Here is a 23,601-nt window from a genome sequence, read left to right as displayed (position 1 = left end):
GTCCCCGGGGCCTCGCCCCGATTGCCCGATTCCGGAGAAACACCATGTTGAACGCCAAGGCGGCGATGGCCGCCCTGTGGTGCTGCGTTGTCCTCGCCCTACCGGCGCGGGCTACTGCCCCACCCTTCGTCCTGGACCTGCGCCAGGCTTTTTCACTCACCCTTGAACGTCATCCCGACCTTCGCCGCTTGCCGCTGGAGCAGGCCATCGTTTCAGCAGAGGTCGACCTGGCCGCGCAAAAGCCCGCATGGGTGGCCGGCGCCAGCCTCGAGAACGTGCTGGGTAGCGGCGACTATAGCGGCGCGGACGGCGCCGAACTGACCCTGAGCCTGGGCTCTGTACTGGAGTCCCCGGTCCGGCGCGAGGCCAGGATCGGGTTCGCCCAATCGCGGATGGCCGGCCTGGACGTCGAAGCCGAGGCCCGCCGTCTGGATCTGTTGGCGGAGGTCGCCCGGCGCTATCTCGACGTCCTGGCGCTGCAGGAGGAAGCCACCGCGCTGGAAGCAACCCTGGCCCAGCGCGGCAAGGCGGCCGATGCCGCCCGTCGTCGCGTTGTCGCCGGCGCCTCGCCATCCTCGGTGCAGTTGGGTGCCGAAGCAGCGCTTGCCCGCACCGAACTCGAACTCGCCCGCACGCAAGCGGCCGTCGACGCGGCGCGCCGTCGCCTGGCCCTGATGTGGGGCGGTGAGCCGACCGGCCGGGTGGCCGGGGAGCTGCTGACCCTGCCAGCCACGCCCGATTTCACGTCGCTTGCGTCGCTGCTTGAACGCACCCCGGAAGTGCAGCGCTTCGCCAGCGAAGCCCGCGTGCGCGAGGCCCGCCTTCAGCTGGCCCAGTCACAGTCGCGCCCGGACCTGGAATGGCAGGTCGGCGTGCGCCGGCTGCAGGGCAGCGACGACTGGACGCTGATGGGCGGGCTGTCGGTGCCGCTGGGAAATCGCCGTCGGGCGGAGCCGGGGATCCGGGCTGCCCGCGCCGAGCTCGACGCCCTGGCCCTCGAACGCGAGGCCGGTGAACTGGAGCTGCGCGCCACCCTGGCGGAAGCGCATGGCCGACTGCAGGTTGATGCCCTGGCCGTGCGTCAGACCACGGACAAGGTTCTGCCCGCACTGGAACGCGCCGAAGCCTCCGCCGGCCAGGCTTACCGCGCCGGCGCGCTGAGTTACCTGGAATGGGCGCAGCTGCAAGCCGAGCTGTTGTCCGCCCGCCGCGACCGCATCGCCGCCGCCCGCGACTTCCATCGCGCCCTGATCGAAATCCAGCGCCTGACCGCTGAGCCCTTCGTGCTCGCGGAACGCGCCCCGAGCGAGACCACACCATGAACTTGCGTCCTTTCCTGCTGCCCTTCCTGCTCACCCTGGGTCTCGCGGCCTGCGGCGGCCCCGAGCCCGACGCCCACGCCCACGGCGAAGGCGGCGACGACCACGCCGAGGCTGAAACCGAACCCGCCAAGGGCGCCCACAGCGGCCGCCTGCTCTCCGAAGGTCCCTACACCGTGGAGCTGGCGATCTTCGAGGACGGTGCGCCGCCCGAATATCGCGCCTGGCTCTACAAGGATGGCGAGCCGCTTCCGCCCACCGCCGGCGAGCTGAGTGTCGTGCTCACGCGTTTGGGGGACATCACCGATACGCATACCTTCACGCCCAAGGAGGACTATTTGCTGGGCAGCCTGGAGGTGTACGAACCGCACTCGTTCGACGTGGCCGTCACCGCCCGCATCGACGGCCAGGCGCTGACCTGGTCCTTCCCCAGCTACGAAGGCCGCACAACCATCCCGGCCGCGGTGGCCACGGACGCCGGCATCGAGGTCGCCCCGGCCGGACCCGGCGTGATCCGGGACGAACACGACGTGCAGGGTCTGCTCACGCCGATCGAAGGCCGGCATGCCCGCGTCGTAGCCCGCTTCCCGGGGCCGGTGAAGGCCGTGCGGGTAGGCCTGGGTGACACCGTGCGCGCCGGCCAAGCGCTTGCGACCGTCGAGAGCAACGTCAGCCTGTCGGACTACGCGGTGACAGCGCCGCTGGGCGGCACCGTGCTGGCACGCAATGTCGCCGTGGGCGACCTGGCGGGCGAGCAGCCGTTGTTCGAAATCGCCGACCTGTCCGCCCTGTGGGTGGACCTGCACCTGTTCGGCGCCGACGCCCAGCACATCACGCCCGGATTGCCGGTCGAAGTGACCCGGCTCAGCGACGGCGTCAGTGCCCGCACCACGCTCGACCGCGTGCTGCCCGGGACGGCAACCGCCAGCCAGAGCACGGTCGCCCGCGCCACCGTGGACAATGCCGACGGCCGCTGGCGCCCCGGCGCTGCGGTGCGCGCTCGCGTCACAGTGGCCGAACAGTCCGTGGACCTGATGGTGCCCCTGGCGGCGCTGCAGCGCTTCCGCGACTGGGACGTGGTGTTTGTGCGCTTCGGCGACGACTACGAGATCCGGCCGCTGGAGCTGGGGCGCCGCGACGGCGTCAATGTCGAGGTGCTGTCCGGCCTGAAAGCTGGTGATCCGGTGGTAGTGGGTCAGAGCTATATCGTGAAAGCCGACATCGAGAAGTCGGGGGCCTCGCATGACCACTGAGCAGCCCGGTTTCCTCGAGCGGTTAATCCGGTTCGCGATCGCGCACCGCTGGCTGATGCTTCTGTTGACGGCGGCGCTGTGTGCGCTAGGCGTGTGGAGCTTCACCAAGCTGCCGATCGACGCCACTCCAGACATCACGAATGTGCAGGTCCAGATCAACACCGAGGCGCCCGGCTACTCGCCGTTGGAGTCCGAGCAGCGGGTGACTTTTCCCATCGAGACGGCCATCGCCGGACTGGCCAAGCTTGAATACACCCGATCGCTCTCGCGCTATGGGCTGTCCCAGGTGACGGTGGTGTTCGAGGACGGCACCGACATTTACTTCGCCCGCCAGCAGGTAGCGGAGCGATTGCAGCAGGCCAAGTCGCAGCTGCCACCCGGCCTGGAGCCCGAACTCGGACCCGTCGCCACGGGTCTGGGCGAGATCTACATGTACACGGTGGAAGCGGAGCCGGGGGCGACCAAGCCCGACGGCACGCCGTGGACGTCCACCGACCTGCGCACCCTGCAGGACTGGGTGGTGCGCCCGCAGCTGCGCAATACGCCGGGCGTGACCGAGGTCAACACCATCGGCGGCTTCGCCCGGCAGATCCATATCACACCAGACCCAGCCCGCCTGGTGGCCTACGGGTTCACCCTGCAGGACGTCGTTGACGCCGTGGCCCGCAACAACCAGAACATCGGCGCGGGCTACATCGAGCGCAATGGGCAGCAGTACCTGGTGCGCGTGCCGGGCCAGGTGGCGAACCTCGAGGCACTGCGCCGCATCGTGCTCGATCGCCGGGACGGCGTGCCGATCCGGGTCGGCGATGTCGCGGAGGTCGGCGAAGGCCCCGAGCTGCGCACGGGCGCCGCGACCCAGAACGGCGAGGAGGTCGTGCTGGGAACGGTGTTCATGCTGGTCGGCGAAAACAGCCGCGCGGTGGCCCGCGCCACGGCCGAGCGACTGGCGGAGGTGTCGAAGTCCCTTCCGCCCGGCGTAAAGGCCACGGCCGTGTACGACCGCACCTCGCTGGTCGACCGGACCATCGCCACCGTGACCAAGAATCTGGTCGAGGGCGCGCTGCTCGTGATCGTGGTGCTCCTGCTCCTTCTGGGCAACCTCCGGGCCGCGTTGATCACGGCGGCCGTGATCCCGATCACGATGCTGATGACCATCACCGGCATGGTGCGTGGCGGCGTCTCAGGCAACCTGATGAGCCTGGGTGCGCTGGACTTCGGCCTGATCGTTGACGGTGCCGTGATCATCATTGAAAACTGTATTCGCCGCTTCGGCGATCGCCAGCACGCGCTGGGCCGGCTACTGACCCGCGAGGAGCGCTTCGATCTCACCGCCTCAGCCACCGCCGAGGTCATCAAGCCCAGTCTGTTCGGCGTGGCAATCATCGCGGCGGTCTACCTGCCCGTGTTTGCACTTACCGGCATCGAGGGCAAGATGTTCCATCCGATGGCTTTCACCGTCGTGCTGGCGCTGACTGCAGCGATGCTGCTGTCGCTGACTTTCGTTCCGGCGGCGGTGGCGGTATTCCTGGGTGGCAAGGTGCAGGAAAAGGAAAGCCGGGTGCTGCGGTCCGTCCGCAGAGGTTATGGTCCGGCATTGGACTGGGCACTTCGGTTCCGGATCCCGGTGGTGGCCGGCGCGGCCGCCCTGGTGGTCTTGTTCGGTCTGCTGGCGTCGCGCCTGGGTTCGGAATTCATCCCAAGCCTGGACGAGGGCGACATCGCCCTGCACGCCTTGCGCATTCCGGGCACCAGCCTGGGTCAGGCCGTGACCATGCAGGCCACCCTGGAGGCGCGCATCAAGCAGTTCCCCGAGGTCGCGCGGGTGTTCGGCAAGCTGGGTACGGCCGAAGTGGCCACCGATCCGATGCCGCCGTCCGTGGCAGACACCTTCATCATGCTCAAGCCACGCGATCAGTGGCCTGACCCACGCAAGACCAAGGCGGAGCTGGTGGCCGAGATCGAGGTAGCCGTCAAACAGCTGCCAGGCAACAACTACGAGTTCACCCAGCCGATCCAGATGCGCATGAACGAGCTGATCTCGGGTGTCCGCGCGGACGTCGCGATCAAGCTCTACGGCGATGATCTTGCGACACTTGTGGAAGTCGGCGAACTGCTCGAGGCGGTCGCCAAGTCCGTGCCTGGTGCCGCCGACGTCAAGCTCGAGCAGGCGACCGGCTTGCCGCTTTTGACCATAACCCCCAACCCCGAAGGGTTGGTCCGGTATGGGCTTAACCAGGTCGCGGTGCAGGATGCCGTGGGAACGGCGGTGGGCGGTACGGTGGCCGGCCAGCTGTTCGAGGGCGACCGGCGTTTTGACCTCGTGGTGCGACTGCCAGAGGCTTTGCGGGCCGACCCGGCACGCCTGGCCGACCTCCCGGTGCCGCTGCCCGTCCACGAGGGCGAGGATGATGAAACCAGCCGCGGCGCGAACTGGACAAGCGGCAACCCGACCACGGTGCCGCTGCGGGAACTCGCCACCCTTGAGATCGTTGAGGGCCCCAATCAGATCAATCGCGAGAACGGAAAGCGCCGCATCGTTGTGACAGCCAATGTCCGAGGACGCGATTTGGGCAGTTTCGTGGCGGAGCTTCGTCAGCGCATCGATGCCGAAGTGACCGTGCCGCCGGGCTATTGGGTGGACTACGGCGGCACCTTCGAGCAGCTGATCGCAGCCAGCCAGCGGTTGTCGGTGGTGGTGCCCGTGACTCTGGTGCTGATCTTCGGGCTGCTGTTCATGGCCTTCGGCTCGGGTCGGGACGCCGCTGTGATCTTCAGCGGTGTGCCATTGGCGCTGACGGGCGGGGTATTGGCGCTCTGGCTGCGGGATATCCCGCTATCAATCTCGGCGGGCGTGGGTTTCATCGCGCTCTCGGGCGTAGCGGTGCTTAACGGCATCGTGATGATCTCCTTCATTCGCAAGCTGCGGGAAGAAGGCGACCGGCTGGACGATGCGATCCGCGACGGTGCGCTTGGCCGGCTGCGACCGGTGCTGATGACTGCGCTGGTGGCTTCGCTCGGGTTCGTGCCGATGGCCTTCAACGTCGGCGCAGGCGCGGAAGTGCAGCGGCCCCTTGCTACCGTTGTGATCGGCGGTATCGTGTCGTCGACGCTGCTGACTCTGCTGGTCTTGCCGGCGCTCTATCGCCTGCTGCACCGGGATGACGACGGGCGGTTGGCAGCAGGATGAGCCGACGTGTGCCGCCCGACGGGCGGCACCCACCCATTGCGCAAGGAGGCACCATGCTCTGGTTGCTCACGAAATTTGCCGTCTCCGCCGCGGTGATTGTGGCCGTGTCGGAGATCGCCAAACGCAGCGACAAAGCGGGCGCCCTCATCGCGTCGCTGCCGCTGGTCACGTTGCTGGCGCTGGTCTGGCTCCATGTCGAGGGCCAGCCGCAGGAGAAGGTAGCCAATCACGCGTGGTACACGTTCTGGTACGTGCTGCCAACCCTGCCAATGTTCCTGGCGTTCCCCTTCCTCTTACCGCGCATCGGCTTCTGGCCCAGCCTGCTTGCCAGTGCCTTGATCACGCTAGCTTCGTTCGGCGCGTTCGCGTTGGGCCTGCGCCGCTTCGGTATCGATCTGCTGTGAAACTCGCAGCCCTCCTGGCCCTCTTCGGCGTCACCGCCTTGGCCGAGATCGTCGGCTGCTGGCTAGTCTGGCTTTGGGCCCGCCACCAGGCTTCGGCCTGGTGGCTAGTGCCCGCAGCCATCGCGCTGGCCGCATTCGCCTGGCTTCTGACCTTGCACCCGGCCGCCTCGGGTCGGATCTATGCGGCCTACGGGGGCGTCTACGTCACGTTGGCCCTGGCCTGGCTCTGGGCCGTTGACGGAATTCGCCCCGACCGATATGACCTGCTGGGCACGGTCCTGATCCTCTCAGGCGTGGCGGTCATGCTGGTGGCGCACTGGGAGCGATAGCCATTAGAGGGTAGGCGCGCGCTATCGGGCGCAAGATCGCAGGCCCGCGTCCGGGATCTTGCGCTATTCGAACCCGAGTCGGGTTGCCGGTTCGGCGCACCTCACGCCCCGGCAGCACTCGCGTATCGTGCACCAGTGGGTGCGTCAGATCGGGCTGGACTACTCTCGGTTTGGCACACACAGCATGCGGCGGACGAAGGTGGCACTGATCTACAAGCGAACGCGGAACTTGCGTGCGGTCCAATTTCTGCTTGGTCATTCCAAGACAGAAAGTACTGGTCGTCGGCGAAGCGCGCTAGGAGATCGGTCCATGGCGTGGGCGCCGAGCGTTACGCGGCGGTGTGTGCTCACGTGCGCGCAAGGGTCAACACCGGCGCAAAGCCGCCCCCGGGCGTGCGGAAATTGGTGGTTTGCCCGCGATAGAGCCTGGCGGCAAAGAACAGCGCTTGGCCGCGGTAGGCATAGCAGCGCAAGTCGACTTTCAGCGGCGGCTCATCCGTTCCGGTGTGCCGCTCACTGGGTGGGACAATGGCCTGCGCCACGTAGGCTTGTGTGCGCATCTGCTCCCAAGTCTTGTGCGTGAGCTTGTCCCCGCGGTAGCTGGCGCGGCTGCCGAAGCCGGCTGCCGGCTTGAAGAACCACTGCCGTCGCGTCGCCCAAAGCTGCTCGCGATTGTCGGGTGTCATCTGCACCGTTTGAGGAACCATATCGGCAAGCAATTCCTGAGCTTCTTCAGGCAAACCGGTTCCGGCGAGGAAGCTACGATTGCAGAGCAGGCTGAGGTTGCGCTTGTCGGCCCATAGCGCATGGGCGCGAGGGTGCGGGCTCAGGGCCACCGCGCCGTCCAGGTAGGCCTCGCGCAGCGCCTTCACCGGATCCGTCGCCAGGGCGAAGTCGGTAAGGCGGTTGTACACAAAGCCGACGCGCTCCTCCCCCCAGCGCAGGACGCCGTCCACGTAGCGCAGTTCGTCCGGCCCGCAGATGACGGTGCGATAGCCGGCTACTTCCAGGGCCTGCTGGAACAAAACGAACTCGGGATACAGGTACTGTTGCTCGGGCGCTTCGTCAACGATCGCGACCCACCCATCAACGGCCCCCGCCGCCTGCGCTCGCCACTCATCAAGCAAGGCGGTGATCGCCGATGCCTCGGCGCCTATCGCAATCGACGGCACGCTCAGCGCTGGCAAACACAGTCGTTGAGCTTTGGCCAGCGCAGCGTTAAGCAATAGCCCACCAGGATTGGTGTTCATTTCAATCAGTCGGGGGCCATCAGGCCCCAGATGGAAGTCGAAGCCCAGCAGCCCGCCGGGCGATCCCGGGTCGTGGGCGGCGATCGACGGCGCCCACGCCATGACGGCCGCCACATAGGCGGGCGTGGCCGCTGCCAGCGTCAGTGCCTGCACCGCCGCTGTCATTCTCTCAATCGTGCGCTCGGGCACGAAGATCGGAAGGGAGGAAAACAGGTGAGCGTGGGCATCTGCCAATGCCGGGGCGTTTTGGGCCGACAACTGGACATTGAGCTGGGCGCGAACCGCGTCTGGATCGACGGCCACGCAGAAGCAGTCGCGGTGCAAGGCTTCGGCCGTAACGGCTTCGACGCATGGCGCACCGCACCGCTCCAAGACGCGGCGAATGGCAGGCTGGGTCACGACGGTCACGGTGCGCAGGCTCTCCAAGAGGATACTGTGCGCCCAAGCTGGACGCAGCGGGCCCGATGATACCCTTCTCTCGGGCTTCCGGCGCCGGAACTTTGCGGCCTGCCGCCTGTCCCATGCCAGCGCCGCTCGAATTGACTCAGGTCAAGCCGCCAGGACGCCAGAACAGGTACCGTGCCGCCTAGGATGAAGAAATTCCGCCGCCATCGCTTGCGTAACCGCCTCTCGCTTCTGGCGATGGTGGCACTGCTGTGGTCGCAGTTGGTCCTGGCGGCCCACCCGGCCTGCACCCTGGCCAGCATGGCGATGGACGGCGCCCACGCCGCACTGGCCGGGCACGTTGACCCGGAGCCGGCCCCCTGCCATCCGTCCCCGTCGCCGGAAGCCTCGCCCGTTTGCGATACCCACTGCAGCCGTAGCGACCTGAGCCCGGACGTGGCTCGTGTCTTGGCCGTTCCGGCCCTGGGAGCATGGTCTGTCGTTCCGGTCGTGAGCGTGCAACGGCTGCTTCATGAGCCCGATGCGGCTCAAGCCCCGGGGCCGTTACGCTCCTGGCATCGACCGACTGCCCACCCCGCCAGTCTTTTGCTGATCTGATCCCGCGCCGATGACCGGCAGGCGCCGCCGTGCGCCGTCGCCGGAGACATCGGTTCGGCCGCGTCCTGCGGCCGGCACCGTCCGACCCACCCCTGCGGCCCCCGTGGCCAGCAGCCGTGCAAGGCGAACATCATGGGATCCACGCTCACCCGTACCACCCCGGGGCTCCGCCCTACCCACCCGCGCCGTGGCGCGCTCCGCGCTCTGGCCCTGGCAACACTGCTCGCGTTCGCGCCGGTGACCTTTGCCGACACGCCGCTACCCGGCGCCGATGTCGCGTCCGTACGGACCTGGTTGTTGGCCAACAATCCAGACCTGCAGGCGATGCAGGCCGAGGCAGAAGCAGCGCAGGCACGCATCTATCCGGCGGGCGCCCTGCCCGACCCGATGGTCGGCCTCTCGTTGAAGGGTATCGATCCTGATCGCCCGACCCTACTACCCAACAATGTCGGGTCGGCGACCTACAGCGTGAAACAGCCCTTTCCGCTGTGGGGAAAGCGTGGGCTGGCCCGCGACGTGGCGCGACAGCAGGCTGACGCCGTCCAGTTGGAGCGGGAAGCCGCGGCGCTGAGGTTGCTGGCGCAGGCGGAGCAGGCCTATGTGCGCTACTGGCATGCCCGCGAGGGTGTGGCCGTGGTTGACCGGCTGATCGAACTATTGGCGCGGATGGAAGAGGTTGCCCGGGTGCGGTACGCCTTGGGCATCGCGGCCCAGCAGGATTCCATCCGCGCGCAGGTGGCCCGCACCGCGATGCAGCGCGAACGTATCGAGCGCCTGGCTATACGTGAAGAGGCCGTGGCCATGTTGAACGCCACCCTCGGCCGGCCGGCTGACGCCCCCTTGGCCGAGCCGACCGGCGAGCCCGTGCTGGCCGTGCCGGCGGCCTCGCTCGGCGAGGCGCTCGGCCTGCTGGCGGAGGCCCGGCATCCTGCCCTGCGTGCCAGTACCGCCCTGGCCGGGGCGGCCGATACGGCGGCACAGCTTCAGCGCCGCCGCCGCTTGCCTGACCTCACGCTCGGCGTGGGCGTCATGCAGCGCGATGATCGCGTCGACGCCTACGAGGTGATGCTCGAAGTGGAGATCCCGCTACAGCGGCGTGCGCTGCGTGAGCGAGAGCGTGAGGCCCTGCTCATGGGGGACGCCGCACGGGCGCGCGCTCAGGCGATCGGCACCGAGCTGCAGGGCCAACTGGGCCAGGCGTGGGCCCAGACCCGGAGTGCACGCGAGCAGCGCCGCCTGATCGAGCAGACATTGCTGCCGCAGGCGCAGGCCAACTTCGAATCCGCCCTCGCCAGCTACCGGGTCGGCGACGTCGACTTCGGCACCTTGTTGGAGGCCTTGGAGGCCTGGCAAGGCGCTGATCTGTCGCGCGTGGATGTCCGTCGTAATGAACTCGTTGGCGCCGCTACGGTGCGCGCCCTGATTGGGAGTGTCGAATGAATCGGTTCAATTGGAGTGTCCTGGCCCTCGCTGTTGGAGCGGCGCTGGCCCTGGGGTGGTGGTCGGGACGCGCCTCGGCGCCGGACGCCGGGTCGCTGAACGTCCAAGAGACCTCGGCCGAATCGGGCGAGCGCAAGATCTTGTACTACCGCAACCCCATGGGTCTGCCCGACACTTCGCCCGTGCCCAAGAAGGACGCCATGGGCATGGACTACATCCCGGTATTTGAGGGCGGAGAGCCGGCCGCGGAGCCGGGAACGGTCGTGTTGCCGCCCGACAAGGTCCAGAAATTGGGCGTGCGCACCGAGGTGGCCGTTCGAGAGGCCTTGGTCGCCAACGTCCGTGCGAGCGCCTCGGTGCAGGTGGACGAGACTCGGCAATTTGTAGTTGCCCCGCGCTTCGAGGGCTGGATAGAGACCCTGTACGCGAACGAGACCGGCATGACGGTGCGGCGCGGCGAGCCGCTGATGGCGATCTACAGCCCCGAGCTGATCGCGGCCCAAGGCGAGTACGCGGTGGCCGACGCGGCTGCGAAACGTCTGGCCGACAGCGATCCGGCCAGCGCCGCCACCATGCGCCAGTTGCGCGACGCGGCGCAAACACGCCTACGCAACTGGGAGGTGGCAGGGGCACAGGTCGCTCGCCGGGGCCGCGAGGCGCGCCTGGTGCTGTCGGCACCCGCCGATGCCGTTGTGGTCGACAAGCCTGTCGTCCAGGGTGACCGATTCACCCCGGGCCAGACCATTCTGCGGCTCGCCGACCTCTCCACGGTCTGGGTGATCGCCGAGGTGCCGACATCGGCATCGGCCGATCTGGCGATCGGCAGCCAAGCCAGCTTCGAGACGCCCAGCCTGCCCGGACAGCGCTTCGAAGGCGAGGTGAGCTTCCTGCAGCCGGTCGTCAACCTGGCCAGCCGCACGGTCGGCGTGCGAATTGAACTGCCCAATCCCGATGGGGTCCTGCGCCCCGGGCTCTTTGGCGATGTGGAACTGCAGGGCCGCAGCGGGGAGCCTACCGTCGTGGTGCCGCGTTCGTCCGTCATCGACTCCGGGACGCGCCAAGTGGTTCTGGTGCAAACGGCGCCGGGCCGCTTCGCGCCACGCGAGGTTCGATTGGGTGCTCGCGCCGGCGACCGGGTCGCCGTGCTGTCAGGCGTCGAGGCCGGGGAGATGGTCGTGGTCTCAGCGAACTTCCTGATCGATGCTGAGAGCAACCTGCGATCGGCCATGCAGGGCATGGAGCACGGCTCGACACCACCGGCCGAGGACCACAGCGCCCATGACGCGTCCGCGGAGCCGACGGCGCCCCCGGTCGATGACCCGCACGCTGCCCATTCGGGAGGGCAGTGACATGCTTGCCCGCCTGATCGAATGGTCGGTCCGCAACGTCTTCCTGATTCTGGTGATGGCGATCGCAGTCACTGCCGCCGGCATTTACGCCGTCGCCAAAACCCCGCTCGATGCCCTGCCCGACCTGTCGGACGTGCAGGTCATCGTATTCACCGAAGTGCCCGGTCAGGCGCCGCAGGTGGTCGAGGACCAGGTCACCTACCCGCTGACCACGGCCATGCTGGCGGTGCCCAAGTCCAAGGTCGTGCGTGGCTTCTCGTTCTTCGGGGCCTCCTTCGTCTACGTGATCTTCGAGGACGGCACCGACATCTACTGGGCGCGCTCACGCGTACTCGAGTATCTGAACTTCGCCTCCAAGAAGCTGCCCGAGGGCGTGACCCCCACGCTGGGACCGGACGCCACGGGCGTGGGCTGGGTCTATCAATATGTGCTTGAGGGCGAACAGTGGTCGCTCGACCAACTGCGCGCCATCCAGGACTGGTATGTGCGCTACCAGCTGACCAAGGCCCCGGGCGTGGCCGAGGTCGCCAGTGTGGGCGGCTTCGTGCGCCAGTATTCGGTCACCGTCGACCCCGGCCGACTGCGCCAGTACGGCATCCCCCTCTCGAGGGTCTCGGAGGTGATCGCCAGCAGCAACCGGGACGTCGGCGGGCGCGTCCTGGAGATGGCGGAGACCGAGTACATGATCCGCGGCCGCGGCTACCTGCGCGGCATCGAGGACATTGAACAGCTGGTCGTCAAGGCCGAGGACGGCACCCCGGTGCTGGTGGGCGACCTGGCCCGGGTCGAGCTGGTGCCGGATGAGCGCCGTGGCGTCACCGAGCTCAACGGGGAAGGAGAAGCGGTGGGCGGCATTGCGGTGGCGCGCTACGGCGAGAACGCCTTGTCGGTGATCGAGGGACTCAAAGAGAAGATCGCGGAGATCGGTCCGGGCCTGCCTGAGGGAGTGTCAATCCGCGCCGTGTATGACCGCTCCGACCTGATTCACCGGGCCATCGCCACCCTGCGCTGGACCCTGTTCGAAGAGAGCCTGATCGTCGCACTGGTGTGCATCGTGTTTCTCTTCCACGTGCGCAGCGCCTTGGTGGCCATCATCATGCTGCCCGTAGGCGTGCTGATCGCGTTCCTGGCGATGCGCCTGCTGGGCATGAACTCCAACATCATGAGCTTGGGCGGCATCGCCATCGCCATTGGCGCGATGGTGGACGCGGCGATTGTGATGATCGAGAACGCGCACAAGCACATCGAGCGCGATGATGGAACCAAGCCCCGCATACAACTGATCATCGATGCCTGCCGGGAAGTGGGGCCGGCACTCTTCTTCAGTCTGCTGATCATCACCGTATCGTTCCTGCCAGTGTTCGCCCTGGAAGCGCAAGAGGGCCGTCTGTTTCACCCGCTGGCCTTCACCAAGACCTTTGCCATGGCAGGCGGCGCCCTGCTGTCGGTGACCTTGGTGCCGGTGCTGATGCTGCTGTTCGTGCGCGGCAAGATCCTGCCTGAAGCCAAGAACCCGGTGAACCGGTTCCTGATCGCGATCTATCGGCCGGTGATTGCCGTTGTGCTTCGGCACAAGGCGGCCACCTTGGTGCTGGCGCTAGTTGCCTTGCTCGGAACGGCTTGGCCTGCCTCGCGCTTGGGCAGTGAGTTCATGCCCACGCTAAACGAGGGCACCCTGCTCTACATGCCTGCGTCGCTGCCCGGCATGTCGGTCACCAAGGCCGCGGAGCTGCTCCAACAGCAGGACCGGATCATCAAGACCTTCCCGGAAGTCGAGTCCGTGTTCGGCAAGGCCGGCCGGGCCCTCACCGCCACGGACCCGGCACCGCTGGAGATGTTCGAGACGGTCATTAACCTCAAACCCGAGGAGCAGTGGCGGGAAGGCATGACCATCGACAAACTCATCGCCGAGATGGATACGGCGCTGCAGTTCCCGGGCGTGGCCAATTCCTGGACGATGCCGATCAAGGCCCGCACGGACATGCTGGCCACCGGCATCCGCACGCCAATCGGCATCAAGGTGTTCGGGACGGACTTGGGCGAGATGGAGCGACTCGCCAAGGAAATCGAGGCTGCCGTGCGCACGGTTCCGGGCACCACCAGTGCCTACGCCGAGCGTCTCACCGGCGGGTTCTACCTCGACATCGAACCCGACCGTCGCCAGCTGGCGCGCTACAACCTGCCGGTCGGAGAACTGCAGGACGTCATCGCTGCCGCGCTAGGTGGCGAGATGGTCACCACGACGGTGGAAGGGCGTGAGCGTTTTGGCGTGATCGTGCGCTATCCCCGTGAATTGCGCGACAGTCCGGAAACCATCGCGCAGCAAGTGTTGGTGCCCACCATGGATGGCGCCCAGATTCCATTGGGCGAGTTGGCGCATGTGACGGTTCGCAAGGGCGCACCGTCAATTCGCACCGAAAATGCCCTGCTCTCGGCCTACATTTACGTCGACACCCGCGATCCGGACATGGGGGCCTATGTTCGCTCCGCGCAGGAGGCCGTAGCCCAGTCGGTTACCTTCCCGCCGGGCTACTACGCCACATGGAGCGGCCAGTACGAGTACATGCAACGGGCGATCGCCAAGATGAAGATCGTGGTGCCGGTGACGCTGTCGCTGATCTTCCTGCTCTTGTACCTGAACTTCCGCCGGGTCACCGAGTCACTGATCGTGATGCTGTCCGTGCCCTTTGCCTTGGTCGGCGGCGTGTGGCTGATGTGGGCGCTGGACTACAACCTCAGTGTCGCGGTCGCCGTCGGCTTCATTGCGCTGGCCGGCGTCGCTGCCGAAACCGGCGTGGTGATGCTGATCTACCTTGACCACGCCCTGGACGCTCGCGCCCAGGCTCGCCGAGCAAAGGGCGAGGCGCTGACGTTGGCGGACATCACCGACGCCATCGTCGAGGGCGCGGTCGAACGCGTCCGACCCAAAATGATGACCGTGGTCGCGATCATGGCCGGCCTGCTGCCGATCATGTGGAGCACGGGCACCGGCTCGGAGGTCATGCGGCGCATTGCCGCGCCGATGGTCGGCGGGATGGTGTCGTCCACGGTCCTGACCCTGGTGGTGATCCCGGTGATCTACGCGCTGGTCAAGCGCCGGGAACTGCTGGGCCCCCGGGCCCAGCCCCTGCCGGTCGCTGATATGTCGGAGACGGCGCGATGATCGGCCCCGCCCAGGCCATTGACTTGCGTGCGACACCCAGCTTTAGGGTCCGCATACCGCGCCGGCGCCGTGCGGCGAACCGACGCCGGGTCCGGCGCCGAGGCTAGGGGGCGGCCGTGCGGCCCGGGCGTGTCGCCCGGGCCGACGCGCCGCTCCCGGAGTCTGCGGTCCGCTTGCCTCCCACTCTTGCCTCAGGCGTTTGTCATGACTCATCACGACTCGCCTCCACTTCCTTCGGGTGTTGCGTGCACCTGCATGTTGGTAGTTCCTGACGCAAGGACGGTGCGGGTCGGTCAATTGACCTAGGTCAAAGCCAGGGATCACGAGAGGTGTAGGGTACTAACCAAGATGAACAGCTTCCGCCGCCACCGCTGGCGCACCCCAATCTCGCTGCTGGCGATGCTGGCGCTGGTTTGGGCACAACTGGTTCTGGCGAGTCATCCGGCGTGCGCAGTTTCGGCGATGGCATCGATGCCCGCCCACGCCGAACATGCCGATCATGCCCAGCCCGCGGCAGCCGACCCGCCCCCGCCGTGCCATGGGGCCTCGCTGAGTGAGGACGCGCCACTGTGCGCTTCCCACTGCAGCCAAGGCGACCTGAGCAAGGAGGCACCGCGACTGGTGTCAGTGCCGACCTTGGGTCCGGTGTCGATCATGTCGGTCGTGACAGTGCAGCGATTGCCTGACGCGGCGGGCCACGCGGTGGCCGCTCGTCCTCGTGTCGCCTGGCATCGACCTACGCCCCACCCGGCCAGCCTCCTGCTGATCTGATCCCGCGCCGATGCTCGACCGGCGCCCGTATGGGCGCCGGTCGCCTCGGTGCAGCCGCCGTGTGCGCGGCCTGCCCCGCCGACTCCTACCGCAGTGCCTTTGGGCAGCGGTTCGCGCGAGGCCAAGACCATGGGATTCCCCCTTCCACGACGAGCTCTCGCTATCGGCGTTTGCGCGCCGGCGTGCCTTGACCTGTGTCCGACACCCAGGTTTACGGTCCCCGGCAGGTTCTGCGGGAGCATGCAATGACGGCCGACCTTCGCAAATCCGATCCGCCGATGACGGTGCGCCGTCTGGCGCACTTGGGAGGCGTGACCGTGCACGTGGTGCGCAACTACCTGCGCCGCGGCCTGCTTCGCGCCGCCAGCCACACCGAGGCCGGCTACCAGTTGTTCTCGACCGCGGAACTGCATCGCCTGCATTTCATCCGCACGGCGCAGCGTCTCGGCTTCACCCTCGCCGGGATCGAGGAAATCCTACGGCGCAGCCGCCAGCGCAAGAGCCCATGTCCGCTGGTACGCGACATCATCAGCCGTCGGCTGACGGAAACCCGCGACCAGCTCGAGCAACTCCTGGCGCTGCAGACGCGAATGGAGCAAGCCGTTGCCCAGTGGTCTCGCCTGCCCGACGCCGTGCCGACGGGCAGTGACGTCTGCGCGCTGATCGAGGCCGTCGCGGCCAGCGAGGCCGCCGCCGTTCCCAAATCCACCTCGCGGCGCCTCTTGGGCCGTCGCGCCTCTGCAGAGGAAAAGACCTCATGACGCGCCCCCGTCAATCCCCCTTGTCCTGCGGGCTGTCGCTGTCGGTAACGGCGGTCCTGCTGTACCTGGCCTGCGCGCTGATTGTGGCGTGGTCCCCCGGGGCCCTGGCCGCGGGCCTGGGCCTGGTCGTGCACGGACTGAGCCTGTCCGGCCTCACGCCGGCGGTCGGTGAACTGCGCTGGAGCGCGGTGCTGATCGGTTCGCTCGCGATCGCCGGCTACGCCTTCGTGGCGGGCGCCTTGTTCACCATTGTCAATCGCTTGATTGGAGGTAACCGATGAACCGCTCTCACTTATCCTTGCTGCTCGCCAGCCTGTTCGCGGCTCCGCTGGCCGTCGCCGCACCGCCGGAGACCGACGGCCCGACCGACGGGTTCGCCTTGATCATGACCGGCTTCCTGGTCCAGTGGCCGACCCTACTCACGCTGGTGCTGTACCCGGTGATGCTGATCACCTATGTGCGCCTGGCGATCAACGAGGAGCACGAAACCCAGGCACGCTTTGGCACGGCGTATGAGCAGTACGCGGACGCGGTGCCGCGGTTCTTCCCACGCCGTCGCCGGCCGCTGGCGGTGGCGTCATGAGCACCGCCATGAACACTCAGGCGGTAAGGGTCTGGCCGATCGGCGACATGCTGACCGAGGGCTGCGCCCGCACGCTGGCCGCCACGGTTCGCGGGTTGCCGGGCGTGCAGGCCGCCGAAGCCAATTTTGCGGCCGGCACGCTTCAGGTGCGCTATACCCGCGGCGCTGCGGAGCCGACGGCGATTACGGCGGCGATTCGCGCTTGCGGCTTCACCTGCCGCGCCCCGTCCGCCGAGTTTGTCCCGCCAGGCGCCTCCGCCGGGTCGGCCGCCAGTCACTCTGCACATGCCGGCCATGCCCCGTCGCCCTCCCCCGCAGCGTCGGCCCTCCCTGAGGACGCGACGCCGTCGATGCAAGGGCACGCGGGCCATGCGCCCGTCGCGCCGGACAAGCGCGGCGCGGACCCGCACGAGGGCATGCACCACGGGGGCGATTTGCACGCGGCGGCGGCGGACATGCGCCGGCGCTTCATCATCGCCTTGGCGTTCTCCATTCCGCTGTTCATCTGGTCACCGATGGGGCTGATGAGCGCGCCGGCGACGCCATTCGGTCTGCCTGAGAACGTCTGGCTGTGGTTGCTGGCCAGCGCCGCACTGCTCTACCCGGGCTGGCCCTTCTTCACGGCGGCGATCCGCTCGCTGCGCCGCGGCGTGCTCGACATGGCGGTGCTGGTGTTGCTCAGTGTCGGCACAGGTTATGTCTTCAGTCTGGGCGCGACGTTTGTGTTCGACGGCCCCAACTTTTACGAGGCCTCCTCGGTCCTGCTGACCTTCATCCTGCTGGGCCACTGGCTCGAGATGCGGGCCCGCGCCGGTGCCTCGGATGCCATGAAGGCCCTACTCAAACTCTCGCCACCGCGGGCGATCGTGCGCCGGGACAATGTCGATGTGGAGATCGCCACCGATGAGGTGCAGGTGGGCGAAGTGGTCGTCGTGCGTCCAGGCGCCAAGGTGCCGGTCGATGGTGAAGTACTCGAAGGCCAGTCCCAGGTCGACGAATCGATGCTCACCGGCGAGTCGATGCCGGTGAAGAAGGCGCCGGGCGCTCTGGTGGTTGGCGGCACCATCAATCGCAGCGGCGCCTTCACTTACCGCGCCACCAAAGTCGGCGCCGACACCGCGCTTGCCCAGATCATCCAGTTGGTCCAGGCCGCCCAGAATTCCAAGGCCCCGGCCCAGCTGCTGGCCGACCGCGCCTCGCAATGGCTGGTGCTGGCGGCGATCGTGATCGGCTTGCTGACGTTCGCCGTCTGGTTCTGGTGGCTCGGTCAGACGCTGCTGTTTGCGCTCACCCTGACGATTACGGTGTTCGTGATTGCCTGCCCGGATGCGATGGGCCTGGCAACGCCCATGGCGATCATGATTGGTACGGGCCTTGGGGCCCGCCACGGCATCTTGTTCAAACATGCCGAGGCCATCGAGCAATGCGCCCGGCTCAACGTGGTGATCTTCGACAAGACTGGCACCTTGACGGTGGGACAACCCGACGTGGTGGATACCGTGGCGGCGGCGGACTGGGACCAGGCGCGCCTGATCGAGGTTGCGGCCGCCGTGGAAGCGCACTCCGAACACCCGCTGGCGCAGGCGATCCTCAAACACGCCGCGCCGGTCAAAGATCGCGCCACCGACTACACCAACATTGACGGCCAGGGTGCGATGGGCCGGGTAGCCGGTCGGTGGGTGCATTTGGGCAACCGCCTGCTGATGACCGCGCAAGGCGTGGCCGTGGACGAGCTGGAGGCCCGGGCCGACGGGCTCAAGGGCGCCGGCCGCACCGTGATCTATGTCGCGGTGGACCGGCGCCTGGCGGGCGTCATCGCGATTGCGGATGCGATCCGACCGAGCTCGCGGGCCACGATCGACGAGCTGCATCGCCGCAATATCCGGGTCGCCATGATCACCGGCGACAACCGCCCCACGGCTGAGCGCGTGGCGGCCGACCTGGGGATCGACATCGTGCTCGCGGACGTGTTGCCGGGTGACAAGGCCGCCGAGGTCAAGAAGCTCCAGGCCCAAGGCCTGAAGGTCGGCATGGTGGGCGATGGCGTCAACGATGCCCCGGCCCTAACCCAAGCCGAGGTCGGCTTCGCGATCGGCGCCGGCACCGATGTGGCGATCGACAGCGCCGACACGGTGCTGATGCGCAGCGACCCCTACGACGTGGTGCGCGCGATCACGATCGCGCGCGGCACCTTGCGCAAGATGCACCAGAACCTGGCCTGGGCCGTGGGCTACAACGTCCTGGCCTTTCCGCTGGCCGCCGGCGTGCTCTTCCCGTTCGTGCTCTCGCCTGAAATCGCCGCGCTGTCGATGTCCGGCAGCTCGGTGATCGTGGCAGTCAACGCGCTGCTGCTCAAGCGCCTTCCCTTGGCCGCGGGAGCGGCCGAATCGTCACCAGAAACCCCTGAGGAGTCCCTGTCATGAGCATCGTTACCGCTACTTCACGCACCCCATCTCTGCGCGGTCGCGCCAGCCGCTGGCTCGGCCTGGGCGCCCTGATGCTGGCGCTGGCCAGCACCGCCCATGCCGAAGAGAGCAGCTTCCGGCATGAAGTCCTGATGCGTGGCCAAATTCTTGAGGCCGATGCCGGCACGCTGGTCGTCTGCGTGGGCGAAGCCGATGGCGCCCAGGTCGGGCAGGTCCTCGAGGTCGTGCGCCACAAGCGGGTCTCACGCGGACCCAAAGCCGCGGGCCCGCGGTTTCGTCGCGAGCCGGTCGGGCAGGTGCGAATCACGGAACTCTTCGATACCCACTACGCCCAGGCCGAAGTGGTCACGGGCAAACCCAAGGTCAACGACACCGTCGAGTTGATCCGCTGATGAACGAACGGCGCCTGCGGCAGCGTTGGCCGGCCCTGGGGGCTGGCGATGCAGCCGCAGGGGCCTGGCCCCGGAACCGCCTGCCCCGGGCGGCCCCTTACCCCACGAGGATTCCTTCCATGTCTTCCCCTGCGTCCCGCTCCCTGCATTTCCTCGGCGCCGCCGGCACCGTCACTGGCTCGCGCTATCTGGTCCAAGCGGCGGGTCAACGCATCCTGGTCGATTGCGGCCTGTTCCAGGGCTACAAGCAGCTGCGCGAGCGCAACTGGGCGGATTTTCCGGTCGCGCCCGCGTCGATCGACACGGTGCTGCTGACCCACGCCCATCTCGATCACGCGGGTTATCTGCCGGCGCTGGTCAAGCAAGGCTTCGCCGGACGAATCCTGTGCACCGAGGCGACCCGCGATCTGAGCCAACTGCTGCTGCCCGACAGCGGCCACCTGCTGGAGGAAGAAGCGCGTTACGCCAAGCGCAAGGGCTACTCCAAGCACGCCAATCCACTGCCCCTGTACACTCAGGAAGATGCGATGACGTGCCTGACCCGGTTCGATGGCCGCCCGTTCCTGGAGCCGCAGGCCCTCGCGCCGGGCGTCAGCGCCCGCTTCATCCCGGCCGGCCACATACTCGGTGCCGCCCAGATCGCGCTCACCATCGACGGCCGTCGGCTGCATTTCACCGGCGATCTGGGTCGCGCCAGCGATGCGTTGATGAAGGCTCCGGCGCCGTTCGAGGGCGCCGACGTGCTGGTGTGCGAGTCCACCTACGGCAACCGCCGCCATCCCACCGCCGACGCCGAGGCGGAGCTCGCCCCCGTGATCAAGCGGGTCGCCGCCCGCGGCGGCGTGGTTGTCATTCCTGCCTTCGCCGTCGGCCGCGCCCAGGCTCTGATGCTGCATATCGCGCGGCTGCGCCAGCGCGGCGAGATTCCGCGCGTGCCGGTCTACCTCAACAGCCCGATGGCGATCAATGCCACTGACCTTTACCACCGCCACCACGGCGAGCACCACGTCACCGACGCCGAGTGTCGGGACATGTATGAGCTCGCGACCATGGTGCGTACCGTGGAGGAGTCCAAGGCGCTCAATATGCAGCGCGGGCCGATGATCATCATTTCCGCCAGCGGCATGCTCACCGGTGGCCGGGTCTTGCACCACCTGGTGGCCTTTGGCCAGGACTCGCGCAATGCGATCCTGCTGGCCGGCTACCAGGCCGGTGGCACCCGCGGCGCAGCGCTCGTGCGCGGCGAGAAGTCGTTGCGCATCTTCGGGCAGGAGGTGCCGATCAATGCCGAAGTGATTGCGATGGAGAGCTTCTCCGGCCACGCCGACAGCGAGGAGTTGCTCGCTTGGCTGCGCCCGGCCCCGGTCACGCCCAAGATGACCTACATCACCCATGGCGAGCCTGACGCGGCCGATGCCCTGCGCGGTCGGATCGAGCGCGAGCTCGGCTGGCATTGCCGGGTCCCTGAGCATCTGGAGCGGGTGCCGCTGGGCGGCGAGGCGGCGGCATGACCGAGCACACCCACACCCGCCTGCGCGTAGTACGCGCCGGCATCGACACCTACCAGCAGCCGGTGGTCTACATGCACCGCGACTGCCCGGTCTGTCGCTCGGAGGGGTTTGCCGCCCTGACCCGGGTCCGGATGCAGGTCGGCACCCAGCACGTGATTGCCACGCTCAACGTCGTGACGGGCGATCACCTGGCAGTCGACGAAGTGGCACTGTCGGACGCGGCCTGGCAGGCGGTAGCACCCGAGGCCGGCGCCTACGCGACGTTCCAGCATCCCGAGCCGGCCGCTTCGGCCGGCGCCCTGCGCGCCAAGGTGTTCGGGGCGCGGCTCGACGACGCCGACTGTCTCGCCCTGATGCGCGACACCGCCGCCAACCGGCTCTCCGACATTGAGCTGGCGGCGTTTGTGACCGCCTGCGCTGGCGAGCGCTTGGACCACGGCGAAACGATCGCCCTGACCCGGGCAATGGTGGCCGTAGGCCAGACCCTGGACTGGGGCGGCGGCGCGGTGCTGGACAAGCACTGCGTCGGCGGTTTGCCGGGCAATCGCACCACCCCGATCGTGGTCGCCATCGTTGCCGCCCTTGGGCACCGTATCCCCAAGACCTCCTCGCGGGCGATCACCTCGCCGGCTGGCACCGCCGACACGATGGAGGTGATGGCACCGGTGGCGCTGGATCTGGCGGCGATGCGACGCGTGGTGGAGCGCGAAGGCGGCTGCATCGTCTGGGGCGGCAATGTGCGCCTGAGTCCGGCCGATGATGTCCTGATCCGGGTCGAGCGGCCGCTGGATTTCGACAGCGACGGGCAGTTGGTCGCCAGCGTGCTGTCCAAGAAGGTCGCGGCCGGCGCGAGCCACGTGTTGATCGACATGCCCGTTGGGCCCACCGCCAAGGTGCGCTCCGACGCCGCGGCGCAGGCGCTGGCAGCCCGGCTGACCGACACGGCGTCCGCGATGGGACTGACGCTTGCGGTCCTGCGCACCGACGGTCGCCAGCCGGTGGGCGTGGGCATCGGGCCGGCACTGGAGGCCCGCGATGTGTTGGCGGTGCTGCGCGGCGCACCTGACGCCCCGGCCGACCTGCGCAGCCGTGCCCTGACCGTCGCCGGCGCCTTGCTGGACCTGGCACCGGGCACGCCGCCGGGTCAGGGTCTGGCCCTGGCCACGCAGACGCTGGACTCGGGCCGGGCCTGGGCCAAGTTCCTGGCCATTTGCGAGGCGCAAGGCGGCTTCACGGAGCCGGGCGAGGCGCCCTTCCAGGCGCCGGTGGTGGCCACCCGCGCCGGGCGCGTCAACGCGATCGACAACCGGCGTCTGGCCAAAGTGGCCAAGCTCGCCGGCGCCCCTGGCGCGGCCTTGGCCGGCCTCGACTGCAGCTTGCGTCTCGGTGATTCGGTCGCGGTCGGGCAGCCGCTGTACACCGTGCACGCCCAAACCCCGGGCGAGCGCGACTACGCCCTGGCCTACGCCCGAGCCCATTCCGACATCCTGTCCCTGGAGGCCCCATGAGCCGCGTCCTGATCCCTTTTCCCGATTTGCAGCCCTTGGCGTTGGAGCTCGGGTCGCGCCTGCAGGCTCGCGTGGCACCCGTGGGCTGGCGCCGGTTCCCCGACGGGGAATCGCTGGTGACGATCGACCCCCAACTCAGCGGGGCCGACGTGGTGGTAGTGGCCGGGCTGAGGAACGTGGACTCGGTCGCGCTGGCGCTGCGCTTTGTCGCCGAGACCGCCCGCGAGCTGGGCGCCCGTTCGGTCGGCCTGGTCGCCCCGTACCTGCCCTACATGCGCCAGGACACCCGCTTCCATCCCGGCGAAGCGATCAGCGCGCCGATCTTTGCCCGCTTCCTGGAGCAAAGCGTCGACTGGCTGGTGACGGTCGATCCACACCTGCACCGCAATCCGCGCCTGGACGGATTGTTCTCGATCCCCACCCGCCACGTGGCGGCGGCACCGGCCATGGCGGCCTGGGTGCAGGCCAACGTCCCCGACGCGATCTTGATCGGCCCCGACAGCGAGTCGGCGCAATGGGTCGGCGATATCGCCGCGCGAGCGCAGGTGCCGTTCCAGGTGCTGGCCAAGATCCGGGAGGGGGATCGCGCAGTGCGTGTCAGCCTGCCCGACCCCATTGCCGCCCGCGGCCGTACGCCGGTGGTGGTCGATGACATCGTCTCCTCGGGCCACACGATGATCGAAACCCTCAAGCATCTGGCCACGCTGGGATTGCCCCCCGCGACCTGCCTGGTCACCCACGCGGTGTTCTCCGAAGACGCCTACGAACGCCTGCTGACTGCGGGCGCCCAGCGCGTCGTCAGCACCGACACCATTGCCCACCCGGCCTGCAATGCCATTGGGATGGCACCGCTCCTGGCCGTGGCCTGCGAGGCGCTGCTTGCCGAGCGCACACCGTCGCTGGCCGCCCCGTGATGCGCGCTGCCCCCATCCCCGCCTGCGCCTTGGAGA

18 protein-coding genes and 1 pseudogene are annotated in these 23,601 nt (G+C 67.9%); 18 read left to right on the top strand and 1 reads right to left on the bottom strand.

From position 1 onward, the window contains the following. The first annotated feature begins 44 nt into the window (after positions 1 to 44). From ACOQFR_RS12620 to ACOQFR_RS12595, 6 genes and pseudogenes are all read left to right on the top strand, one after another. The gene (locus ACOQFR_RS12620) at positions 45 to 1,322 is read left to right on the top strand and encodes a TolC family protein (RefSeq protein WP_421382411.1); all 1,278 of its coding nucleotides are present in this window, start codon (positions 45 to 47) and stop codon (positions 1,320 to 1,322) included. Then, positions 1,319 to 2,572, top strand: coding sequence for an efflux RND transporter periplasmic adaptor subunit (locus ACOQFR_RS12615; RefSeq protein ID WP_421382409.1), 1,254 nt, complete (start codon positions 1,319 to 1,321; stop codon positions 2,570 to 2,572). The genes ACOQFR_RS12620 and ACOQFR_RS12615 overlap by 4 nt, the downstream gene beginning before the upstream one ends. Beyond that, a complete protein-coding gene (locus tag ACOQFR_RS12610) occupies positions 2,562 to 5,762 on the top strand; it encodes an efflux RND transporter permease subunit (RefSeq protein ID WP_421382407.1) in 3,201 nt (1,066 codons plus the stop codon). Before ACOQFR_RS12615 ends, ACOQFR_RS12610 begins: the two co-directional genes overlap by 11 nt. Positions 5,763 to 5,815: 53 nt before the next feature. Continuing rightward, positions 5,816 to 6,166, top strand: coding sequence for a DUF3147 family protein (locus ACOQFR_RS12605; RefSeq protein WP_421382405.1), 351 nt, complete (start codon positions 5,816 to 5,818; stop codon positions 6,164 to 6,166). Continuing rightward, positions 6,163 to 6,495 carry a YnfA family protein gene (locus ACOQFR_RS12600; protein ID WP_421382403.1) on the top strand — a complete coding sequence of 111 codons (333 nt, stop codon included), beginning with the start codon at positions 6,163 to 6,165 and terminating at the stop codon, positions 6,493 to 6,495. The genes ACOQFR_RS12605 and ACOQFR_RS12600 overlap by 4 nt, the downstream gene beginning before the upstream one ends. Before the next feature lie 91 nt (positions 6,496 to 6,586). After that, a pseudogene (locus tag ACOQFR_RS12595) lies at positions 6,587 to 6,778 on the top strand (tyrosine-type recombinase/integrase); the annotation flags it as partial. Between the two features lie 64 nt (positions 6,779 to 6,842). On the opposite strand, the gene ACOQFR_RS12590 reads toward ACOQFR_RS12595, so the two are convergent. Then, complete coding sequence (locus ACOQFR_RS12590; protein ID WP_421382401.1) at positions 6,843 to 8,153, bottom strand: hypothetical protein; 1,311 nt, start codon at positions 8,151 to 8,153, stop codon at positions 6,843 to 6,845. 726 nt (positions 8,154 to 8,879) lie between these two features. Between ACOQFR_RS12590 and ACOQFR_RS12585 the strand changes: the two genes are divergently transcribed. The 12 genes from ACOQFR_RS12585 (at position 8,880) to ACOQFR_RS12530 (ending at position 23,565) form a co-directional block, all read left to right on the top strand. Beyond that, positions 8,880 to 10,187, top strand: coding sequence for a TolC family protein (locus ACOQFR_RS12585; protein WP_421382399.1), 1,308 nt, complete (start codon positions 8,880 to 8,882; stop codon positions 10,185 to 10,187). Continuing rightward, entirely contained in the window at positions 10,184 to 11,536 is a 1,353-nt protein-coding gene (locus tag ACOQFR_RS12580) for an efflux RND transporter periplasmic adaptor subunit (RefSeq protein ID WP_421382397.1), read from the top strand. The genes ACOQFR_RS12585 and ACOQFR_RS12580 overlap by 4 nt, the downstream gene beginning before the upstream one ends. A gap of 1 nt (position 11,537) precedes the next feature. Next, on the top strand, positions 11,538 to 14,699 hold the full coding sequence (locus tag ACOQFR_RS12575; RefSeq protein WP_421383293.1) for an efflux RND transporter permease subunit: 3,162 nt from the start codon (positions 11,538 to 11,540) through the stop codon (positions 14,697 to 14,699). A gap of 348 nt (positions 14,700 to 15,047) precedes the next feature. Continuing rightward, positions 15,048 to 15,470, top strand: coding sequence for a hypothetical protein (locus tag ACOQFR_RS12570; protein ID WP_162782053.1), 423 nt, complete (start codon positions 15,048 to 15,050; stop codon positions 15,468 to 15,470). Between the two features lie 245 nt (positions 15,471 to 15,715). Continuing rightward, positions 15,716 to 16,231 carry a MerR family DNA-binding protein gene (locus ACOQFR_RS12565; protein ID WP_421382395.1) on the top strand — a complete coding sequence of 172 codons (516 nt, stop codon included), beginning with the start codon at positions 15,716 to 15,718 and terminating at the stop codon, positions 16,229 to 16,231. Next, on the top strand, positions 16,228 to 16,512 hold the full coding sequence (locus tag ACOQFR_RS12560; RefSeq protein ID WP_156968901.1) for a DUF5676 family membrane protein: 285 nt from the start codon (positions 16,228 to 16,230) through the stop codon (positions 16,510 to 16,512). Before ACOQFR_RS12565 ends, ACOQFR_RS12560 begins: the two co-directional genes overlap by 4 nt. Then, positions 16,509 to 16,814, top strand: coding sequence for a methyltransferase family protein (locus ACOQFR_RS12555; protein WP_421382393.1), 306 nt, complete (start codon positions 16,509 to 16,511; stop codon positions 16,812 to 16,814). Before ACOQFR_RS12560 ends, ACOQFR_RS12555 begins: the two co-directional genes overlap by 4 nt. After that, complete coding sequence (locus ACOQFR_RS12550) at positions 16,811 to 19,237, top strand: heavy metal translocating P-type ATPase (RefSeq protein WP_421382391.1); 2,427 nt, start codon at positions 16,811 to 16,813, stop codon at positions 19,235 to 19,237. The genes ACOQFR_RS12555 and ACOQFR_RS12550 overlap by 4 nt, the downstream gene beginning before the upstream one ends. Then, positions 19,234 to 19,632, top strand: a complete 399-nt coding sequence (locus ACOQFR_RS12545) for a hypothetical protein (protein WP_421382389.1) — start codon at positions 19,234 to 19,236, stop codon at positions 19,630 to 19,632. The genes ACOQFR_RS12550 and ACOQFR_RS12545 overlap by 4 nt, the downstream gene beginning before the upstream one ends. A 119-nt stretch (positions 19,633 to 19,751) precedes the next feature. Then, on the top strand, positions 19,752 to 21,143 hold the full coding sequence (locus ACOQFR_RS12540) for an MBL fold metallo-hydrolase RNA specificity domain-containing protein (protein WP_421382387.1): 1,392 nt from the start codon (positions 19,752 to 19,754) through the stop codon (positions 21,141 to 21,143). Then, entirely contained in the window at positions 21,140 to 22,651 is a 1,512-nt protein-coding gene (locus tag ACOQFR_RS12535) for a thymidine phosphorylase family protein (protein WP_421382385.1), read from the top strand. The genes ACOQFR_RS12540 and ACOQFR_RS12535 overlap by 4 nt, the downstream gene beginning before the upstream one ends. After that, complete coding sequence (locus tag ACOQFR_RS12530; protein WP_421382383.1) at positions 22,648 to 23,565, top strand: ribose-phosphate diphosphokinase; 918 nt, start codon at positions 22,648 to 22,650, stop codon at positions 23,563 to 23,565. Before ACOQFR_RS12535 ends, ACOQFR_RS12530 begins: the two co-directional genes overlap by 4 nt. Positions 23,566 to 23,601 lie beyond the last annotated feature (36 nt).

It is taken from the genome of Arenimonas sp. MALMAid1274 (assembly GCF_049195245.1).
Taxonomy (GTDB): domain Bacteria; phylum Pseudomonadota; class Gammaproteobacteria; order Xanthomonadales; family Xanthomonadaceae; genus Arenimonas.
Note: the sequence above shows the minus strand (reverse complement) of the source record. Positions and strands in the feature narration are given on the sequence as shown.

What these genes read in the sequence shown, in the direction of transcription:
- ACOQFR_RS12620 (WP_421382411.1), top strand. Translation starts at nt 45, where the DNA reads ATGTTGAACGCCAAGGCGGCGATGGCCGCCCTGTGGTGCTGCGTTGTC.
- ACOQFR_RS12615 (WP_421382409.1), top strand. Translation starts at nt 1,319, where the DNA reads ATGAACTTGCGTCCTTTCCTGCTGCCCTTCCTGCTCACCCTGGGTCTC.
- ACOQFR_RS12610 (WP_421382407.1), top strand. Translation starts at nt 2,562, where the DNA reads ATGACCACTGAGCAGCCCGGTTTCCTCGAGCGGTTAATCCGGTTCGCG.
- ACOQFR_RS12605 (WP_421382405.1), top strand. Translation starts at nt 5,816, where the DNA reads ATGCTCTGGTTGCTCACGAAATTTGCCGTCTCCGCCGCGGTGATTGTG.
- ACOQFR_RS12585 (WP_421382399.1), top strand. Translation starts at nt 8,880, where the DNA reads ATGGGATCCACGCTCACCCGTACCACCCCGGGGCTCCGCCCTACCCAC.
- ACOQFR_RS12580 (WP_421382397.1), top strand. Translation starts at nt 10,184, where the DNA reads ATGAATCGGTTCAATTGGAGTGTCCTGGCCCTCGCTGTTGGAGCGGCG.
- ACOQFR_RS12575 (WP_421383293.1), top strand. Translation starts at nt 11,538, where the DNA reads ATGCTTGCCCGCCTGATCGAATGGTCGGTCCGCAACGTCTTCCTGATT.
- ACOQFR_RS12570 (WP_162782053.1), top strand. Translation starts at nt 15,048, where the DNA reads ATGAACAGCTTCCGCCGCCACCGCTGGCGCACCCCAATCTCGCTGCTG.
- ACOQFR_RS12565 (WP_421382395.1), top strand. Translation starts at nt 15,716, where the DNA reads ATGACGGCCGACCTTCGCAAATCCGATCCGCCGATGACGGTGCGCCGT.
- ACOQFR_RS12560 (WP_156968901.1), top strand. Translation starts at nt 16,228, where the DNA reads ATGACGCGCCCCCGTCAATCCCCCTTGTCCTGCGGGCTGTCGCTGTCG.
- ACOQFR_RS12555 (WP_421382393.1), top strand. Translation starts at nt 16,509, where the DNA reads ATGAACCGCTCTCACTTATCCTTGCTGCTCGCCAGCCTGTTCGCGGCT.
- ACOQFR_RS12550 (WP_421382391.1), top strand. Translation starts at nt 16,811, where the DNA reads ATGAGCACCGCCATGAACACTCAGGCGGTAAGGGTCTGGCCGATCGGC.
- ACOQFR_RS12545 (WP_421382389.1), top strand. Translation starts at nt 19,234, where the DNA reads ATGAGCATCGTTACCGCTACTTCACGCACCCCATCTCTGCGCGGTCGC.
- ACOQFR_RS12540 (WP_421382387.1), top strand. Translation starts at nt 19,752, where the DNA reads ATGTCTTCCCCTGCGTCCCGCTCCCTGCATTTCCTCGGCGCCGCCGGC.
- ACOQFR_RS12535 (WP_421382385.1), top strand. Translation starts at nt 21,140, where the DNA reads ATGACCGAGCACACCCACACCCGCCTGCGCGTAGTACGCGCCGGCATC.
- ACOQFR_RS12530 (WP_421382383.1), top strand. Translation starts at nt 22,648, where the DNA reads ATGAGCCGCGTCCTGATCCCTTTTCCCGATTTGCAGCCCTTGGCGTTG.